This is a genomic window from Salipiger sp. PrR002, from assembly GCF_010500775.1.
Taxonomy (GTDB): Bacteria; Pseudomonadota; Alphaproteobacteria; order Rhodobacterales; family Rhodobacteraceae; genus Salipiger.
In genome coordinates this window covers 93,889-110,750 of the sequence record NZ_JAAGOU010000006.1, presented here as the reverse complement: position 1 = coordinate 110,750, position 16,862 = coordinate 93,889, and the positions used below count along the sequence as shown (strand labels likewise).

At 64.8% G+C, this 16,862-nt stretch carries 14 protein-coding genes; 3 read left to right on the top strand and 11 right to left on the bottom strand.

All coding sequences use genetic code 11. The features are described 5' to 3' along the window. Positions 1-16 precede the first annotated feature (16 nt). The 3 genes from G0A00_RS08310 to G0A00_RS08300 all read right to left on the bottom strand — a co-directional run bounded on the left by G0A00_RS08310 (position 17) and on the right by G0A00_RS08300 (position 3,605). Positions 17-1,462 (bottom strand): cobyric acid synthase, encoded by a 1,446-nt coding sequence (locus G0A00_RS08310; protein WP_164179665.1) that lies wholly within the window; start codon positions 1,460-1,462, stop codon positions 17-19. 164 nt (positions 1,463-1,626) lie between these two features. Continuing rightward, positions 1,627-2,244, bottom strand: coding sequence for a YitT family protein (locus tag G0A00_RS08305; RefSeq protein WP_164179663.1), 618 nt, complete (start codon positions 2,242-2,244; stop codon positions 1,627-1,629). Positions 2,245-2,387: 143 nt separating this feature from the next. Beyond that, positions 2,388-3,605: an NADP-dependent isocitrate dehydrogenase gene (locus G0A00_RS08300; RefSeq protein ID WP_164179661.1), complete on the bottom strand. Its 1,218-nt coding sequence runs from the start codon at positions 3,603-3,605 to the stop codon at positions 2,388-2,390. 162 nt (positions 3,606-3,767) lie between these two features. Here G0A00_RS08300 and G0A00_RS08295 point away from each other — a divergent pair, with 162 nt between their 5' ends. Both G0A00_RS08295 and G0A00_RS08290 read left to right on the top strand, forming a co-directional pair. Next, positions 3,768-4,100 (top strand): hypothetical protein, encoded by a 333-nt coding sequence (locus G0A00_RS08295; RefSeq protein ID WP_164179659.1) that lies wholly within the window; start codon positions 3,768-3,770, stop codon positions 4,098-4,100. Then, complete coding sequence (locus G0A00_RS08290; protein WP_164179657.1) at positions 4,097-5,692, top strand: methyl-accepting chemotaxis protein; 1,596 nt, start codon at positions 4,097-4,099, stop codon at positions 5,690-5,692. Before G0A00_RS08295 ends, G0A00_RS08290 begins: the two co-directional genes overlap by 4 nt. Here G0A00_RS08290 and G0A00_RS08285 read toward each other — a convergent pair. Together G0A00_RS08285 and G0A00_RS08280 are read right to left on the bottom strand one after the other, a co-directional pair. Continuing rightward, complete coding sequence (locus G0A00_RS08285) at positions 5,661-6,896, bottom strand: multidrug effflux MFS transporter (protein ID WP_164179865.1); 1,236 nt, start codon at positions 6,894-6,896, stop codon at positions 5,661-5,663. The two genes, G0A00_RS08290 and G0A00_RS08285, sit on opposite strands and share 32 nt — an antisense overlap. A gap of 163 nt (positions 6,897-7,059) precedes the next feature. After that, positions 7,060-7,692, bottom strand: coding sequence for a DsbA family protein (locus G0A00_RS08280; protein ID WP_164179655.1), 633 nt, complete (start codon positions 7,690-7,692; stop codon positions 7,060-7,062). Positions 7,693-8,089: 397 nt separating this feature from the next. Between G0A00_RS08280 and G0A00_RS08275 the strand changes: the two genes are divergently transcribed. Then, a complete protein-coding gene (locus tag G0A00_RS08275) occupies positions 8,090-9,676 on the top strand; it encodes an arylsulfatase (protein WP_164179653.1) in 1,587 nt (528 codons plus the stop codon). Between the two features lie 222 nt (positions 9,677-9,898). Here G0A00_RS08275 and mmsB read toward each other — a convergent pair whose 3' ends face one another. The 6 genes from mmsB to G0A00_RS08245 form a co-directional block, all read right to left on the bottom strand. Continuing rightward, entirely contained in the window at positions 9,899-10,771 is an 873-nt protein-coding gene (gene mmsB, locus G0A00_RS08270; protein WP_164179651.1) for a 3-hydroxyisobutyrate dehydrogenase, read from the bottom strand. Positions 10,772-10,810: 39 nt separating this feature from the next. After that, entirely contained in the window at positions 10,811-11,872 is a 1,062-nt protein-coding gene (locus G0A00_RS08265) for an enoyl-CoA hydratase/isomerase family protein (RefSeq protein ID WP_235952935.1), read from the bottom strand. After that, the gene (locus tag G0A00_RS08260) at positions 11,869-13,011 is read right to left on the bottom strand and encodes an acyl-CoA dehydrogenase family protein (RefSeq protein WP_164179649.1); all 1,143 of its coding nucleotides are present in this window, start codon (positions 13,009-13,011) and stop codon (positions 11,869-11,871) included. The genes G0A00_RS08265 and G0A00_RS08260 overlap by 4 nt, the downstream gene beginning before the upstream one ends. Positions 13,012-13,239: 228 nt before the next feature. Continuing rightward, positions 13,240-14,412, bottom strand: coding sequence for a glycosyltransferase (locus tag G0A00_RS08255; protein WP_164179647.1), 1,173 nt, complete (start codon positions 14,410-14,412; stop codon positions 13,240-13,242). 90 nt (positions 14,413-14,502) lie between these two features. Next, positions 14,503-15,945 (bottom strand): TRAP transporter large permease subunit, encoded by a 1,443-nt coding sequence (locus G0A00_RS08250; RefSeq protein ID WP_164179645.1) that lies wholly within the window; start codon positions 15,943-15,945, stop codon positions 14,503-14,505. 1 nt (position 15,946) lies between these two features. Next, positions 15,947-16,735 carry a TRAP transporter small permease subunit gene (locus G0A00_RS08245; RefSeq protein WP_164179642.1) on the bottom strand — a complete coding sequence of 263 codons (789 nt, stop codon included), beginning with the start codon at positions 16,733-16,735 and terminating at the stop codon, positions 15,947-15,949. Between the last annotated feature and the right edge of the window lie 127 nt (positions 16,736-16,862).

Here is a 16,862-nt window from a genome sequence, read left to right as displayed (position 1 = left end):
TTTTCTGTTGCGCGGGCTAGCGCGCGAGGGCCAGCAGGCCCGGCACGTCCAGATGCTGCTCCATATGATCGGCCAGCGCGTCGAGCACGCTGTCGACCTTGGCCTCATAGCGCAGATCGCTGCGCGACACGCCCAGCCCGTCGAGCCAGTGCGAACGGAAGGCATCGTCGGCAAACAGCCCGTGCAGATAGCTGCCGGTGATGCGCCCGCCCAATGAGATCGCCCCATCGGGCGCGCCGTCCACCATCGCGAAGGGCCGGGCGCAATCGGGGCCGTCGGTCTGGCCGATGTGGATCTCATAGCCATCGAGCGGCATGCCGCTGGCGGCATGGGTCGCGCGCACGCGGGTCAGGCGTTTCTCGGCAGTCATCACCGTCTCCACATCCAGCAGGCCGAGGCCCGCGTCCGTGCCAGCGGGGCCCTCGATCCCCTCGGGGTCCGAGATGCTGCGGCCCAGCATCTGGTAGCCGCCGCAGATGCCGAGCACATGGCCCCCGCGACGCACATGCGCGGCGAGGTCGACGTCCCAGCCCTGCGCGCGCAGAAAGGCCAGATCGCCGCGGGTGGATTTGCTGCCGGGCAGGATCACCAGATCGGTATCGCCGGGGATCGCCTCGCCGGGGGGCAGCATCGACAGCGAAACGCCCGGCTCCTGCGCCAGCGGATCGAGATCGTCGAAATTGGCAATGCGTGAAAGCGCGAGGCAGACCACCTTGAGCCCCACGGCACGGGAGCGGCGCGGCAGGTCGAGCGCATCCTCGGCGGGCAGAAGATGCGCGTCGCGGAACCACGGCAGCACGCCGAAGCCGCGCCAGCCGGTGTGCTCGACGATCATCTGGTAGCCATCGTCAAAGAGCGTGGGATCGCCCCGGAACTTGTTGATCAGGAAGCCTTGCACCATCTCGGTATCGCCCGCATCCATGACCGCCTGCGTGCCGACGATCTGCGCGATGACGCCGCCGCGGTCGATGTCTCCGGCCAGCACCACGGGCACATTCGCCGCCCGGGCAAAGCCCATATTGGCGATGTCGCGCGGGCGCAGGTTCACTTCGGCGGGGCTGCCCGCGCCCTCGACCAGCACCAGATCATGCGCCGCGCGGAGCCGCTCGAAGCTCTCCAGAACGGCCTGCATCAGGCGCGGGCGGAGCCCGGCGTAATCGCGCGCCTGCGTGGTGGCGATGCGCTTGCCCTGCAGCACCACCTGCGCGCCGATGTCGCTCTCGGGCTTCAGCAGCACCGGGTTCATGTCGGTGATCGGCTCGAGCCCGCAGGCGCGGGCCTGCAGCGCCTGCGCCCGGCCAATCTCGCCGCCATCCGCCGTCACCGCCGCGTTGTTCGACATGTTCTGCGGCTTGAAGGGCGCGACGCTGAAGCCCCGGCGGCGCGCGGCACGGCAGAGCCCCGCCACCAGCATCGATTTGCCGACGTTCGAGCCGGTGCCCTGCAGCATCAGCGCGGGCATGCGCAGCCTCCGGCGGGGGCGAGATCGGGGGCGGCGCGCTGGGGGGCAGGCGGCGGGCCGGCGTATTTGCGGAACAATGAAAGGGCGGGCATTGCGAGGCTCTCAGGGGTGCTCTTTGGTCCCCTGAGTGCCATTGCGCGCGCCCGGAGGCCAGCCGGAAACGCTCAGGAGCGGGCGATGTAGCGGTCGCGGCGGTGGTTGATCGAGATCAGCGCGTTGAGGATGATCGCGCCTAAGAGCGACCAGAGCACCTGCATCGGCTCGAACAGCAGCGCCGCCAGCGCGAAGACCAAAAGGTCAAAGCCCAATTGCACCCAACCCGCCTTGATCCCGCGGGTGTCCTGCAGCCAGAGTGCGACGATGCCGACACCGCCCAGTGTCGCACCATGGCGGAAAAGCGACAGCAGGCCGATGCCCGCGCAGACGCCAAAGAGCGCGGCGGCCAGCGGCGGCGAGACCTTGATATTCATCGCCAGCGGCAGCAGGTCCACCATGCTCGACATCAGCGCCACCGAGATGAAGCTCTTGATGGTGAAGCGCCAGCCCAGCTGTTTCACCGCGAGGATGTAGAAGGGCGCATTGAGCAGGAAGAAAAGCAGGCCGAAGCGCAGCCCCGTGGGCTCGCCCAGCACGAGCGCGAGACCGGCGATCTGACCGGTGAAGAGACCCGAGGCGCGCAGGAACTGGATGCCGAGCGCAACCAGAGTTGTGCCGACGAGAATGCCGTGGACGTCTTCCCACAGCGTATGACGATCAGGAGGGGGGCTTTCTAGGAGGAGCATGGGGCAGGAATGCTGACCTTTATCGGCAAGGTCAAGGGGTGTTCGCTGCAGCGCGGCGTCAGCCTGCGGGGGACGCACAGAAATGAGGCAGTAAAGCAAACGGCCGGCCCCTTGGGACCGGCCGCGTTTTCAGGGGCTTGGCGTCAGGCCGCGCCGAGCGCCTTATTGAGGTTCTCGTCGACCTTCTCGAGGAAGCCCATGGTGGTGAGCCACTTCTGGTCCGGCCCAACGAGCAGCGCGAGGTCTTTGGTCATCCAGCCCGATTCCACGGTCTGCACCACCACCTTCTCGAGCGTCTCGGCGAAACTCATCAGCTGCGCATTGGCGTCGAGCTTGGCGCGGTGCTTGAGGCCGCCGGTCCATGCAAAGATCGAGGCGATGGAGTTGGTCGAGGTCGCCTGACCCGCCTGATGCTGGCGGTAGTGGCGGGTGACCGTGCCGTGTGCCGCTTCGGCCTCGACGATCTTGCCATCGGGGGTCATCAGCTGCGAGGTCATCAGGCCGAGCGAGCCGAAGCCCTGCGCCACGGTGTCCGACTGCACGTCGCCATCGTAGTTCTTACAGGCCCAGACGAAGCCGCCGTTCCACTTCATGGCGCAGGCCACCATGTCGTCGATCAGCCGGTGTTCGTACCAGATTTTCTTCTTCTTGAACTCGGCCTCGAACTCTTCCTCAAAGACCTTCTGGAAGAGGTCCTTGAAGCGCCCGTCATAGGCCTTGAGGATGGTGTTCTTGGTCGACAGATACACCGGCCAGCCCATCATCAGCCCGTAGTTGAACGAGGCGCGGGCGAAGTCGATGATCGAGCTGTCGAGGTTATACATCGCCTGATAGACGCCAGCGGAGGGCGCCTGGTAGACCTCTTTCTCGATCACCGTGCCGTCCTCGCCGACGAATTTCATCGTCAGCGTGCCAGCGCCGGGGAAGTGGAAATCGGTGGCTTTGTACTGATCGCCGAAGGCGTGGCGGCCAATGACGATGGGCCGGGTCCAGCCGGGCACCAGACGCGGCACATTGCGGCAGATGATCGGCTGGCGGAAGACCACGCCGCCAAGGATGTTGCGGATCGTGCCGTTGGGCGAGCGCCACATCTTCTTGAGGCCGAATTCCTCGACCCGTGCCTCATCGGGGGTGATCGTGGCGCATTTCACCGCGACACCGATCTCTTTGGTCTTTTCCGCCGCGTCGATGGTGATCTGGTCCTCGGTGCGGTCACGCTCTTCGATCCCGAGGTCGTAATAGAGCAGATCGACGTCCAGATAGGGCAGGATGAGTTTCTTCTTGATGAAGTCCCAGATGATCCGGGTCATCTCGTCCCCGTCCATTTCGACGATGGGGTTCTCGACCTTGATCTTCGACATGGGTGTCCCTTTCGATGGCTGAGTCGGCTGAGTGGCATGTAGCGCGTTTCCCTGCGGGAGGGAAGGATGGTATGCAGTCGTATACCGTAACGTCGTCATTTTTCCATGATGAGCGCGGTGGAATTAGCGAAATAGAAAACCTTCGCCACTTATGCAGGCGTCATGGATCAGAAGATTGAGGATTTCATGACCGTGCTGCTTTTGGGATTTGTTCTGAGCGTCTCCCTCGCGGCAGGGGGCGTGGCGCTGTTTGGGGACTCTCCGGCGAATGGGGCTGCGCCGGGCCCCGTGCTGGTCATCGCGCCGCCATGGGGACCGGGGGCCGCGGCTCTGATCCGTGGTGCTGGCGGGCGGATGGTCGGCCCGGTGAGCGCGCCGTTTGGCGCCTTGGCGAGTTTCGAGGGACCGGTCCCGGTGGCTCGGCTGCGCGCGCTTGGCGCGTGGGGCGTGCGCGATGCATCGGTTCTGGCGGCCTACTGCGGGGGACAGCCATGAGCAGCGTATCAAATATCCTCGGCCTACGCGCCCTGCAGGCGCGCGTGCAGGCGATGTCGGCGCAGACGCTGCTTCTGCTGCTGGGCGTCATGCTGCTGCCGGTGCATATGGCCACCGATCTCTACCTTGGGCGTACCGGCATGGCCGGAACGCTGATCTCGGTCACGCTCTTGCTGGTCGCCGGTGCCGCGACGCGCCTGCGCAGCCGGTTGACCGACTATGTGCTCGCCGCCGTGGTCATCGCCGAAGTCGTCGAACTCACGGCGGCCTATCGCCTGCACCCGTGGCAGCTTGATACTCATATGCTGTATTTCGTCATGCTGGCCGGTATCTCGATCCTCGGACGGGTGAGCGTGCTGATGTTCGGCTGCGCGCTCGTCGCGGTTCAGCACCTCGCTTTGGTGTTCATCATGCCGGCGCTGGTCTTTCCCTCGACCGATCTGGTGGAAAATCTGATGCGCGTGCTCCTGCATGGCGGCATCGTCCTGATGGAGGGGCTGATCCTCACCATGGCGATCATGCAGCGCAACGCCGCGCAGCGCCATCTTGCGGAAAGCGCCGAACGGCTCGCCGACGAAAGTCACCGGGCGGCTGAGGCCAAGCAACGCGCCGAGCAGGCCGCACGCCAGACCGAGGACATGGCCGCACGGTTCTCGCGGCATCTGCACGACCTTGCCGAGCGCAACCTTGATTGCGCGGTCGAGACGCCGATGGACGGCGCCTTCGAAGATCTCCGGCGCGATTTCAACCGCGCGCTCGGCCAGTTGCAGGGGGCTTTGGGCAGTTCGCGCCGCACCGCCGATGGCGTCGACGAAGAGGCTGCGGCGCTGGAGCAAGTGACCGGCGATCTCTCGACCCGAAGCGAGCGGCAACCGCAGGAACTCAGCGGGGCGGCAAGCGGCATGGCCGAGGTAACATCGGCGTTGCGCGGCACCGCGCAGCGCGCCGGGGAGCTTGCCGATCAGGCGCGGCTCGCGCGCACCAGCGCCGAGGAAGGCGGCACGGTCACCCATCGCGCCATGGAGGCGATGCAACTGATCGAAGAAAGCTCCTCGGAGGTCGGCAAGATCATCGACCTGATCGATGATATTTCCTTCCAGACCAACCTTCTTGCCCTCAATGCCGGGGTCGAGGCCGCCCGCGCCGGTGAAAGTGGCAAGGGCTTTGCCGTGGTCGCCTCTGAGGTGCGACAGCTTGCGCAGCGCACCTCCGAGGCCGCCGCCGGGGTAAAGAAACTGATCCTCGACAGCGAGGATCAAGTCTCGGAAGGCGCCAAGCTGGTCAATGAGGCGGGGGGCAGGCTCTCCAGCATCGTCGACGCGGTGAGCACCGTCAGCAATATGATCGCCGAGATACGCGATGATGCGCGCGGCCAATCCGAACGGCTCTCCACGCTCTCCGATGCCGTCTCGCGGCTCGACAGCCAGACACAAGAGAGCGCGGCGCTGAGCGAGGAAATGGCCGCGATGGGTCTCCGGCTGCGCGGCCACGCGCGCGATCTCACGCAAGAGATGGCGATCTTCCGGCTGGGCACCCCCCGAACGGGACCGGAGGTTGCCCTTACCCCGCCGACTCGAGCTTCTTCAGCTTGAGCATCAGAAGCGTCGCGACAATCACCTCGACAAAGACACCACAGGCGAGCGGCAGCGGCGTGCCGTCGAACATCAGCCCAACCGGCACCGCCATCAGCACCGCAAGCACGGTGGAAATCGCACCGATAAGCGAAGAGGCCATCCCGGCGATATGCCCAACCGGCTCCATTGCGATGGCGTTCACATTGCCCATGGTCATTCCCATCTGAAAGAACACGGTGATCTGCCAAAGGTAGAAGACGGCAAAGCCTGCGGTTCCGGAAATCCCGCTGGCAAACGCCACGATGGCGATGCCCGAGAAGAGGATCTGCGCGGCCAGCACCGCGGTCACGATCCGCCGCATTCCAAGCCGTCCTACAAGCCGCGCGTTCACAAAGCTCGCAGAGGCGGCAAAAACCGCCGCAGCCCCAAACCAGATCGGGAAATAGGTCCCCTGATTGAAGCTCACGTCATAGATCTGCTGCACCGACGAGATCATCGAGAACATCGTCGCCTGACACAGCGCCTGCACGCCGATCGAGACGCGGACAACGGGATGCGCCAAAAGCTCCTTCACCGCCGCCCAAAGCGGACCCGCGCGGAACGGGCGCCGACGCTCGCGCGGCAGGGTTTCGGGCAGGCGGATGCTCAACCAGATCGCGATCACCGAAGCAAACGCGACGAAGGCCAGAAACACGCCGCGCCAGCCCGAAAGCCCGATGATCAGCGTGCCGATGCTCGGGGCCAGCGCCGGGAACAGGGTGAAGACCATCATCACAAAGGACATGATCTGTGCCATGCCGCGCCCGGCGTAGACGTCACGCACAATGGCCAGCGCCACCACCCGCGGCCCAGCGGCGCCGAGCCCCTGCAGCATGCGCGCGGCTAGCACCCATTCGAGCGTTTCGGCATTCGCCGCCAGCAGAGCGGCGCAGATGTAGACGGCGATCCCGCCAAGGATCACAGGTTTGCGTCCAAAGGTGTCCGACAGCGGCCCCGTGAACAGCGTGCCAACCCCCATCCCGAGCACAAAACTGGTGACCACCAGCTGCGCGCGGTTAATGTCATCGGGCGTCAACTCCTGCCCGATTTGCGGCAGCGCGGGCAGCATGGCGTCGATGGAAAAGGCGATTGTCGCGAACATCGACGCCAGCAGCGCGATCAGTTCGAAACGGCTCGGTCCCTTGGACGCGGCAGCCGCGCCCGGGGTCTGAGAGGAAGTCATGGTCATTTCGGCCTCGGCGGGAAAACCCCGCGGGCACGATGAACGCAGGGGGGGGGCAGGGTAGGGAGATGCCGCAGGGCTATCTCGAAACGTCACGTAACGAAAGGCCGCCGGGACTCCATTGGCGCACAGAGCGCCCACGCCTCACGCACAGTCGCCCCCCTTAGGCCTGCGCCTTGACCTCTTCGATGACCCGCTCCCAAAGCTCGGTCGCCTGCGCACCCGGCACCGCATGCTGCCCGGCCACGACAAAGGTCGGCACCGCCTGCACGCCCATGCCGCGCGCCGCTTGGTCCATCTCGGCGATTTCCTTACGATCAGACTCCGAGTCCAGCAACCGCATCACCACAGCGGCATCCATGCCGCAGCTGTCGGCGATATCGCCCAGCACTTCGGCGTCCCCGATGTTTCGGCCATCCACGAAATACGCGCGGAAGAGCGAGGACACCACAGCGGTTTGCACGCCTTCGATCCCGGCCCAATGGATCAGCCGATGCGCATCCAGCGTCGACGGCGTGGTGGCGATCTTGTCGAGGTTGATCTCCAGCCCGGCTTCCGCGGCCTTCTCGGCCACCGGAAGATAGGCCTCGACCGCGCCGTCCTTGCCGCCGAATTTCGCCTCGAGGTAAGTGCGGCGGTCCATGCCGCCCGCGGGCATCTCGGGATTGAGCATGAAGGGGCGCCAGCGGATGGTGAACGGGTGGTCGTGATGCGCCGCAAGCGCACGATCCAGAAGGCCTTTACCGATGTAGCACCAGGGGCAGATCGGGTCGGAGAAAATATCAAGCGTGGTCATCGGTCATCCATCCTTTGCGGCCTCATAACAGCCGCGCGGACGATTGGCGAGGCACAGCAGCCCCCCAGCTGCCTATTTCGGAAAATTCCGAAACGGCCACCCCTGCAACGGATCCAATCGCTGCCCCGGCTTCTTCTCTTCAAAAATACGCCGGGGGTGAGGCCGAAGGCCGAGGGGGCAGCGCCCCCTGAAACCGCACGATTTGGAGCGCCAGCGCAAGATTTGGCGAAGGCAGCGGCGGTGCCGATCCAGAGAGGGGCGGATGGGTTGGAACACGCGTCGGACGCAGCTGCCAAAACTCTCTCTGACCCGATAACTTCAAGCGACACACGCAAAAATTGTGCTAAGGTCATCACGCGAGTTTGATTCTAAGCGATTAAAAAATTGGAGAAAAGTGATGTCTCGATCATATCTTCTGGCGGTGCCGCTGGCGGTGCTGGGCCTTGCGGGCCCGGTCGTCGCGCAGGACCAGCCCGAGAAACCCAATATCCTGGTGATCTGGGGCGATGACATTGGCTGGTCGAACCTGTCGTCCTACGGGATGGGCACCATGGGCTACACCACGCCCAATATCGACCGCATCGCGATGGAGGGCATCCGCTTCACCGATCACTACGCGCAGCCAAGCTGTACCGCAGGCCGCGCCGCCTTCATCACCGGGCAATACCCGATCCGATCGGGCATGACGACGGTGGGCCAGCCGGGCTCGGCGCTTGGCCTGCAGGCCGCCTCGCCCACGCTTGCAGAAGAACTGAAGCAGATCGGCTACCGCACCGGCCATTTCGGCAAGAACCACCTTGGCGACCGCAACGAGCACCTGCCGACGGTGCACGGCTTCGACGAGTTCTTCGGCAATCTCTATCACCTCAACACCCAAGAAGAGGCCGAGCAGCGCGACTATCAGAACTTCGGCAAGGCCTTCTCGGGCTCTCTGGAAGACTATGAGGCGCAGTTCGGCACGCGCGGTGTGATCCACTCCTTCGCCTCCGAGACCGACGATCCCACCGAGCAGCCGCGCTTTGGCAAGATCGGCATGCAGACCATCGAGGACACCGGCCCGCTCACCCAAGAGCGGATGAAGATGTTCGACGAGGAAGAGGTGCTGCCGCTGGCGATCGACTTCATGTCCGCCGCCAAGGAAGCGGGCGAGCCCTTCTTCGTCTGGCTCAACACCAGCCGGATGCACCTCTACACCCGTCTCAGTGACGAGTGGCGCTATGCCGCCGAGCAATATACCTCCGAGGCCGATTTCTACGGCTCGGGCATGCTGCAGCACGACCATGACATCGGCATGGTGCTCGACTGGCTCGACGAGCAGGGCCTCGCGGACAACACCATCGTCTGGTACTCGACCGACAACGGCCCCGAGCACAATTCGTGGCCGCATGGTGGCACCTCGCCGTTCCGCGGCGAGAAGATGACCACCTACGAAGGCGGCGTGCGCGTGCCCTCGATGATCCGCTGGCCGGGCCATTTCGACGAGGGCAAGATCCTCAACGGCATTCAGGGCCATCAGGACATGTTCACCTCTCTGGCCGCCGCCGCCGGGATCGAGGATGTGGCCGCCGAGGTCATGGAAGAAAAGCAGCAGTATATCGACGGTGTGAACAACCTGCCGTACTGGATGGGCGAGCAGGACCAGTCGGCGCGCAACAGCATCTTCCACTACTACGAAAGCAAGCTGACCGCCGTGCGGATGGGACCGTGGAAGTTCCACTTCTCCACCAAGGAAGACTATTACGACAGCCTCGAAGCGCGCACCGCGCCGCTGGTCTTCAACATCCGGATGGACCCGTTCGAGAGCTACAGCAGCACCGATGCCTATGGTCACCTGATGCAGAAGGTCTCGTGGCTGATGCAGCCGATGAGCGTGCTGATGGGCCAGCACCTGCAGACGCTGGCGGAATATCCGCCGGTGCAGGGCGGCGCCTCCTTCGACATGTCGAATGTGGTCGCGGACTTCCTCGACAACGCGATGCAGTAAGACAACCGACGCGGCCCAATGTCTATGGGCCGCGTCCCGTCATTTTTGCCCAGTCTAGTTTTGCCCAGTCCAAGATTGCCCTGCCTAAGATGGTCAGGGCCCCTTAGACCCCGGCGATTGGAAGAGCATCACAGCGGGGGACAAAGGCGCTGTACCTCGTCCGTGCGCAAACGCTGCCGCGCGACGTACTGACCAAGCGCCGACGCCTCTTGCCGCCTTAGCTCAGCCGCGCCCACGCCCTTCGAAGCGCGGCAACATGGCCGAAAAATCCCGGCCCCGACCGTCTTCCTCTTCGACGAAACTGCGGTAGAGCTCCAACGCCCGCGCGCCCATGGGTGTGTCGGCGTCTGCGGCTTCGGCGGCCTGCTGCGACAACCCCAGATCCTTGAGCATCAACTCGGCCGCGAAGCCGGGCTTATAGTCATTGTCGGCGGGCGACTGCGGCCCGACGCCGGGCGCGGGACAATAGGCGTTCATTGACCAGCTGTAGCCCGAAGAGGTGGAGACCACATCGAACATCGCCTCGCGCGACAGCCCCAGCTTGTCGGCCAGTGCAAAAGCCTCGCAGGTGGCGATCATGGTGACGCCAAGGATCATATTGTTGCAGATTTTCGCCGCCTGCCCATTGCCCGAAGGCCCGCAGTGCACCGCTTTCTGACCCATGATGTCAAAGAGCGGCCCCGCGATGGCAAAGGCCTCTGCGCTGCCGCCGACCATGAAGGTGAGCGTGCCGCCCGCCGCGCCGCCGATGCCGCCCGACACCGGCGCATCCAGCGCGCCCAGACCTGCGGCCTGCGCCGCCTCGGCCACCGCCCGCGCGCTTTCCACATCGACGGTGGAGCAATCGAGCAGCACCGCACCCGGCGTCATCGCCGGGATGATCTCTTCGGCCACGCTGCGCAGGATCGCACCATTGGGCAGCATGGTGATCACCACCTCTGCGCCGGTGGCGGCCGCAGCCGCGCTGGACGCCTGCGAAGCCCCTTCGACGGACACGCCCGCCACGTCGAACCCGGTGACGTCATGGCCCGCAGCGATAAGGTTGGCCGCCATCGGCCCGCCCATATTGCCAAGCCCGATAAATCCGATCTTCATCTCTATCTCCTCCCCCTTAACCTTGCTGCATCCGCCCCGTCAGAGCACCAGTTCCTGCGCCCCCAGCGGGGCGAGCAGCGCGGCGACGCGCTCTGGCGGCACCGCGTCCAGCGTCATGCCCCAATGCGGGTTGCGGTCCTTGTCGATCAGCTGCGCGCGCACCCCTTCGAGGAAATCGCCTTCCTGCATGATGCGGTAGGCGACGCGGAATTCCTGCGCCAGCGCGGCGTCGATATCGCTTGGCGCCGGACCGAGCCGGGCGAGCATCTCCAGCGTGGTGGCCATCGACAGCGGCGAGTTGCGGCGGATCTGCTTGAGCGCGGCCGCGGCCCAATCCGCGCTCTCGGCCTCTAGGCTCTCGGCAATCTTGGGCAGGCGATCCGATGCATAGGCCGCGTCGATCTCTGCCTGCGCCGCGGCCATGGGGCTCTCCGGGGCAGGGCGCGCCACCTCTTCCAGCGCCGAGGTCTCGCCGCTGTCGGTCAGGCGCTCTTTGAGCAGAGGCCAGTCCCCCTCGGGCACAAAGTGATCGGCAAATCCCGCGTGCAGCGCGTCGCCGGGGCCCATACGCGCGGCGGTCAGCGCCAGATGCGCGCCGAGCCGCCCCGGCGCGCGGGCCAGCAAGTAGGAGCCACCGACGTCGGGCACAAAACCGATGCCGCATTCGGGCATCGCCACCTGCGCGCTCTCGCCGACGATCCGGTGCGAACAATGCCCGCCAAGACCAACCCCGCCGCCCATGATGAAGCCATGCATGAAGGCGACGATGGGCTTGGGGTAGGCGGCAAGCTTGGCATTCATCCGGTACTCATCCGCCCAGAAGCGGCGGCCGAAATCCACATCGCCCTTCAGGCCGCGGCGGTACATCTCGGCAATATCGCCCCCGGCGCAAAAGGCCCGCTCGCCCTCGGCGTCGAGGATGATCAGCGCCACCTCGGGATCGTCCGCCCAAGCATCGAGCGCCTTTTCGATCGCAAGGCACATCTCCCAACTGAGCGCGTTCAGCGCCTTCGGGCGGGTCAGGGTGATATGGCCAGCACGGCCGCTCTTGCGGGTCTCGACCTCTGTCGTCGGGTTTTCCAGCGTGGACATCTCGGTCATCGGCTTCCAATCAGGCTGCGCGCGGTGATCATGCGCATGATTTCATTGGTCCCTTCGAGGATCTGATGCACGCGCAGGTCGCGCACCAGCTTCTCGATACCGTAGTCCGCAAGATAGCCATAGCCACCGTGCAATTGCAGACATTGGTCGACCACCTTCGATCCCGCCTCGGTCACGAACTTCTTGGCCATGGCGCAGAATTTCGTGGCATCGGGCGCACCAGTGTCGAGCTTCCACGCCGCCTGCCGCAGAAAGACGCGGGCGGCCTGCAGTTCGATCTCCATATCGGCAAGGCGGAACTGCAGCGCCTGAAACTGGTCGATGCTCTGACCGAAGGCGCGGCGTTCGGCCATATAATCCAGCGTCGCATCCAGCGCCGCCTGAGCGGCCCCGAGCGAGCAGGCCGAGATATTGAGCCGCCCGCCGTCGAGCCCCGCCATGGCGTAGCGAAAGCCCTTGCCTTCCTCGCCCAGCAGATTGCCCAGCGGCACCTCGCAGCCGTCGAACTGCACCTGCCGGGTCGGCTGGCTCTTCCAGCCCATCTTCTGCTCGAGCCCGCCAAAGCTCAGCCCTTCGGTGCCATCCTCGACCAGCAGCGCCGAGATGCCCTTGGGCCCCTCAGCGCCGGTGCGGCACATGACGACATAGGCGTCGGAATATCCGCCGCCGGAGATGAACGCCTTGCTGCCGGTGAGCCGGTAGCTGTCGTTGCTCTTCTCGGCCTTGGTGCGCAGCGCGGCGGCGTCCGAGCCCGAGCCCGGCTCGGTGAGACAGTAAGACAGCACCGTTTCCATGCTCAGCGCGCCGGGCAGCACCCGTGCCTTCATCTCCTCCGAGCCATAGGCGTCGATCATCTTGGCGCACATATTGTGGATCGACAGGAAGGCCGCCACCGAGGGGCAGGCCATGCTGAGCGCCTCAAAGACCAGCGTGGCATCAAGCCGTGTCAGCCCCGAGCCGCCGCTCTCTTCGGTGACATGAAGCCCGCCGAACCCAAGTTCCGCCAGCTTCGGCCAGAGATCGCGGGGGATGGTGCCCTCGGCCTCCCAGTCGCGGGCGAAGGGCGCGATATGCTCCTGCCCGAACGCCTTTGCCATGTCGAAGATCGCCTGCTGCTCCTCGCTCGGTGCAAACTCCATGGGGCCTCCCTTTCCCGATGGCTCCGGGGCCTCCCAACCCCGGAAATGAACACTTGTTCAGAACATGGCCGGAATCGCCCGGCGATGCAAGCCGCGCACCGACGGCAGCTTCCTCTTGGCACAAATATCCCGGGGGTGAGGCGCGCAGCGCCGAGGGGGCAGCGCCCCTTTATCAAGGGCTGGCACGTGCTCAGCCGCCGATTGCGTATTTGCGGAACAATGAAGGGCTCAGGCCGCGCATTCACGCAGGGCGACGACGCGGCGGATCTCGTCTTCGACCTTGCCCAGCAGGATAGCGTTGTCGAATTTCTCCTCGGCGGTGGCGCGCGCGGCGCGGGACATGGCGGCGCGATCGGGCAGGTCGAGCACTTTCGAGATCGCCCCGGCAAACCCGGCCTCGTCCCATTCGGGCACCAGAAAGCCGGTCTCACCCTCGGTCACCGCTTCGGGAATCCCTGCGTGTTGGGTCGAGACGGTGATGCATCCCGCAGCCAGCGCCTCTTGAATGGCCGTGGGCAACCCTTCGGTGTTGCCGTTCTTGTCGGTGATCGAATGCTGCAGGAAGGTCTCGGTGGTGAGCAACTGCTTGCGGACCTCCTCGTGCGGCAGCGCGCCGGTGAAGGTGACTTGCTCTGCGACGCCAAGCTCGGCCGCGAGAGCCTTGGAGGGCTCAAGCAGCGGGCCATCGCCGATGAAGGTGAGATGCGCCTCGCGCCCCTTGGCGGCGGCGGCGAAGGCGCGCAGCGTGACCTGCGGCGCTTTCTTGTCAACCATCCGGCCCACGGCGAGGCAGCTTCCCGGCACTTTCTCGCCCGGCACGAAGCGGCGCACGTCAACGCCCGAGGGCACCACATGGGAATTGGGATGGGTGACGCCGTGCTTGGCCAGATTGTCGAGCAGGAACTGCGAGACCGAGAACACCCCGTCGAGCCGCGGCATCATCTTGCGGTAGCTTTTGACCCGCTGCGCCGAGGTCAGCGCACGCGAGGCATCGGTGCCGCGGAAATAGGTGAAGACCGGCAGGTTCATCTCATTGGCGAGCTTGGCCACCACCAGCGCCTGCGTGCCGAACTCGGCGAGGATCACCTCGACTCCCTGATCGTGCAGCCATTGCTTGAGACGGGATTTGTTGTTGCCGAAGGGCAGGCGGCCCGTGCCCTCGGTCAGCGCGTTCCACCCCATGGCGAGCGGTGCCAGCACCTTGTCGGAGAGCGAGAGTTTCGCGCGGCGCTCGAACAGCGGTTTGTCGTAGGGGTTCTTGCCGTTGAACCTGCCGCAGAGCACCACCGTGTCGCCGCCGAAGATGTGCTCGATATGGCGATTGATGAAGGTCTCGCCCGGCACATGGTAATCGGAGGTGACGATGCAGGTTTTGTACAAGGGCTTTTCAAGGCGGCTCATGCGGGATCTCCCGGGGGTCTTCGTGCCGCGCCTACATGCCCTCGAAGACCCCGCCGCGCAAGGGCGGCGGGGTCCGGTCTCAGCTCAGGGTCATTCCCCGTAGGCCATCGCGGGCAGCCATGTGGTCAGCGCCGGGAACTCGAAGACGATGAACAGGCCCAAGAGCTGCAGCAGCACGAAGGGGATGATGCCCTTGTAGATATGCGCCAGCGTGACACCCGGCGGGCAGACGCCCTTGAGATAGAAGAGCGCAAAGCCCACGGGTGGCGTCAGGAAAGAGGTCTGCAGGGTCACGGCGACGAGGATGGCGAACCAGACCACCTGCGGGTCGCGCACCTGATCAAAGCCCGGCACCGCCAGGTCCAGCCCTTGGATGATCGGCAACATCAGCGGCATGATGATGATGGTGATCTCGATCCAGTCGAGCAGGAAGCCGAGGCAGAAGACGATGAACAGGATAAAGGCGATCGTCAGGTAGGGGTTGTCGAAGGCCGAGAGCACGAGGTGCTGCACGATCTCATCGCCGCCGTAGCGCCGCAGCACGAAGGCAAAGAAGTTCGCCGCAAGGAAGATGCCGGTGATGTAACCGGCGGTGTTGAGCGTCGAGCGCGCCACCTCGCGGAACACCTTCCAGTTGAGTTTGCGGTTGACCAGCGCGAGGATCGTGGCCCCAAGCGCGCCAAGGCCAGAGGCTTCGGTCGGGGTCGCGACGCCCACGAAGATCGAGCCCAGCACCAGCAGGATCAGGAACATCGGCGGCACCACGGCCAGCAGCACTTCCTTCACCTCGGCCATGCCCACATGTTCGGATTTCTCCGGTGCGGGCATGCTGTCGGGCGAGAGGAAGCCGTAGACCACGATGAAGACGATATACAGCGCCCCAAGGATCAGCCCCGGAAACAGCGCCCCCATGAAGAGATCGCCGAGCGAGATCGCCAGCTGGTCCGACATGATCACCAGCATGATCGACGGCGGGATCAGGATCCCCAGCGTCCCCGCCGAGGCGATGGTGCCGGTGGCGATGGGTTTGGAGTAATTCTGCGCCATCATTGCGGGCAGCGCCATCACCCCCAGCAGCGTGACCGAGGCACCGATCACGCCGGTGGAGGCCGCAAGGATGATGCCGATCAGCAGCACGGTCAGCGACAGGCCGCCGCGCAGCGAGCCGAAAAGCTTCTGCATGGCGTGCATCATCCGCTGCGCCACGCCCGACTGGTCGAGCATCAGCCCCATGTAGATGAACATCGGCAGCGCCACGAGCACCGGGTTGTTGACGATATTGCCAAACAGGCGCCCCGAGAGTGCCAGCAGGCGGTTGTATTCCAGCCCGATGCGGTCGAACTCGATCACGTCCTTGAAGTCGGCGCGGAACGGGTCGAGCAGGATCTGCGACAGGATGACGAAGATCAGGCTCACGCCCACCAGCGCCATGGCCACGGGAATGCCGCGGAACAGCATGTAGATGAAGGTCAGGAACATCGCCGCGACGGCGATCTCGTTCAGCGTCAGGAATTGGCCGAGGAACTGCAGCATCTCAGCGCTCCTTACGCGCGAAGAGACGCGCCACAACAATCACGACCGCCGAGGCGACAAGCGCCAAAGCGATGGTCTTTTTCATTTCCCACGGCCCGAAGGCGAGGTCTTCGAAGATCGGCGCGCGCGTCGCCTTGCGCATGCTGTCGATCTCGGGGTCGGTGGCCATCAGCCAGCCGACGCAGGCGTACCAGATGATCAGCTGGATACCGAAGATGGTGGAGGGCAGGGCAAAGAGCAGCTGCTTCCACAGCGCCGGGCGCGTCAGCTGCGACAGGTGGCGCACATAGGCCGACCAGATCGCCACCATGATCACGATGAAGCTGAGGTTCATCAGCGTCTTGAGGATCCACAGGTTGTGCAGCCCGTTGGGGCTCGACGAGCCTTCGTCCGAGGCGATGGAGGTCAGCGCGTAATCCAGCGTCACATCCCAGCACAGCAGCACGAAGGGGAAGAACAGCCAGACCAGCGCAATGATGTCGATGATCAGCCGTTTCCGCTTGGCGAAATTGTCGTAGAAGATGTCGACCCGCACGTGGCTGCCGGTGGTCACCGCATAGGCGATGCCGATCAGCACGGCGACGCCGTAGAGCCACCACTGCAGGTCATCGAGCCAGGCCTGGTTGTGCCCCGCGCCGCGCAGCAGGACCTGCGCGCAGATGGCGATCATCAGGATGGGAAACAGCCAGGCGACGATGTTGGACAGATGCACGATGAGCCTGTCGCCCCGGTTCTGGTCCTTGCGTCCGATCTCTCCGGGGTCGGAGATGGCGACCTTGAAATCCTCCACGGGCCTTGTCCTTTGCTTTGCCTGCCTTGGTCGGGGATGCGCGCCGCGCCCGCGCGGGCGTTACGACGCGAAAACGGCGCGCCAGCGTGAGACCGGGGCGCGCCGGGAAGGGCCGGACCCGAAGGCC

Excerpts from the sequence above, each read along its gene's own strand:
- G0A00_RS08310 (WP_164179665.1), bottom strand. The coding sequence starts at position 1,462 with ATGCCCGCGCTGATGCTGCAGGGCACCGGCTCGAACGTCGGCAAATCG.
- G0A00_RS08305 (WP_164179663.1), bottom strand. The coding sequence starts at position 2,244 with ATGCTCCTCCTAGAAAGCCCCCCTCCTGATCGTCATACGCTGTGGGAA.
- G0A00_RS08300 (WP_164179661.1), bottom strand. The coding sequence starts at position 3,605 with ATGTCGAAGATCAAGGTCGAGAACCCCATCGTCGAAATGGACGGGGAC.
- G0A00_RS08295 (WP_164179659.1), top strand. The coding sequence starts at position 3,768 with ATGGATCAGAAGATTGAGGATTTCATGACCGTGCTGCTTTTGGGATTT.
- G0A00_RS08290 (WP_164179657.1), top strand. The coding sequence starts at position 4,097 with ATGAGCAGCGTATCAAATATCCTCGGCCTACGCGCCCTGCAGGCGCGC.
- G0A00_RS08285 (WP_164179865.1), bottom strand. The coding sequence starts at position 6,896 with ATGACTTCCTCTCAGACCCCGGGCGCGGCTGCCGCGTCCAAGGGACCG.
- G0A00_RS08280 (WP_164179655.1), bottom strand. The coding sequence starts at position 7,692 with ATGACCACGCTTGATATTTTCTCCGACCCGATCTGCCCCTGGTGCTAC.
- G0A00_RS08275 (WP_164179653.1), top strand. The coding sequence starts at position 8,090 with ATGTCTCGATCATATCTTCTGGCGGTGCCGCTGGCGGTGCTGGGCCTT.
- mmsB (WP_164179651.1), bottom strand. The coding sequence starts at position 10,771 with ATGAAGATCGGATTTATCGGGCTTGGCAATATGGGCGGGCCGATGGCG.
- G0A00_RS08265 (WP_235952935.1), bottom strand. The coding sequence starts at position 11,872 with ATGACCGAGATGTCCACGCTGGAAAACCCGACGACAGAGGTCGAGACC.
- G0A00_RS08260 (WP_164179649.1), bottom strand. The coding sequence starts at position 13,011 with ATGGAGTTTGCACCGAGCGAGGAGCAGCAGGCGATCTTCGACATGGCA.
- G0A00_RS08255 (WP_164179647.1), bottom strand. The coding sequence starts at position 14,412 with ATGAGCCGCCTTGAAAAGCCCTTGTACAAAACCTGCATCGTCACCTCC.
- G0A00_RS08250 (WP_164179645.1), bottom strand. The coding sequence starts at position 15,945 with ATGCTGCAGTTCCTCGGCCAATTCCTGACGCTGAACGAGATCGCCGTC.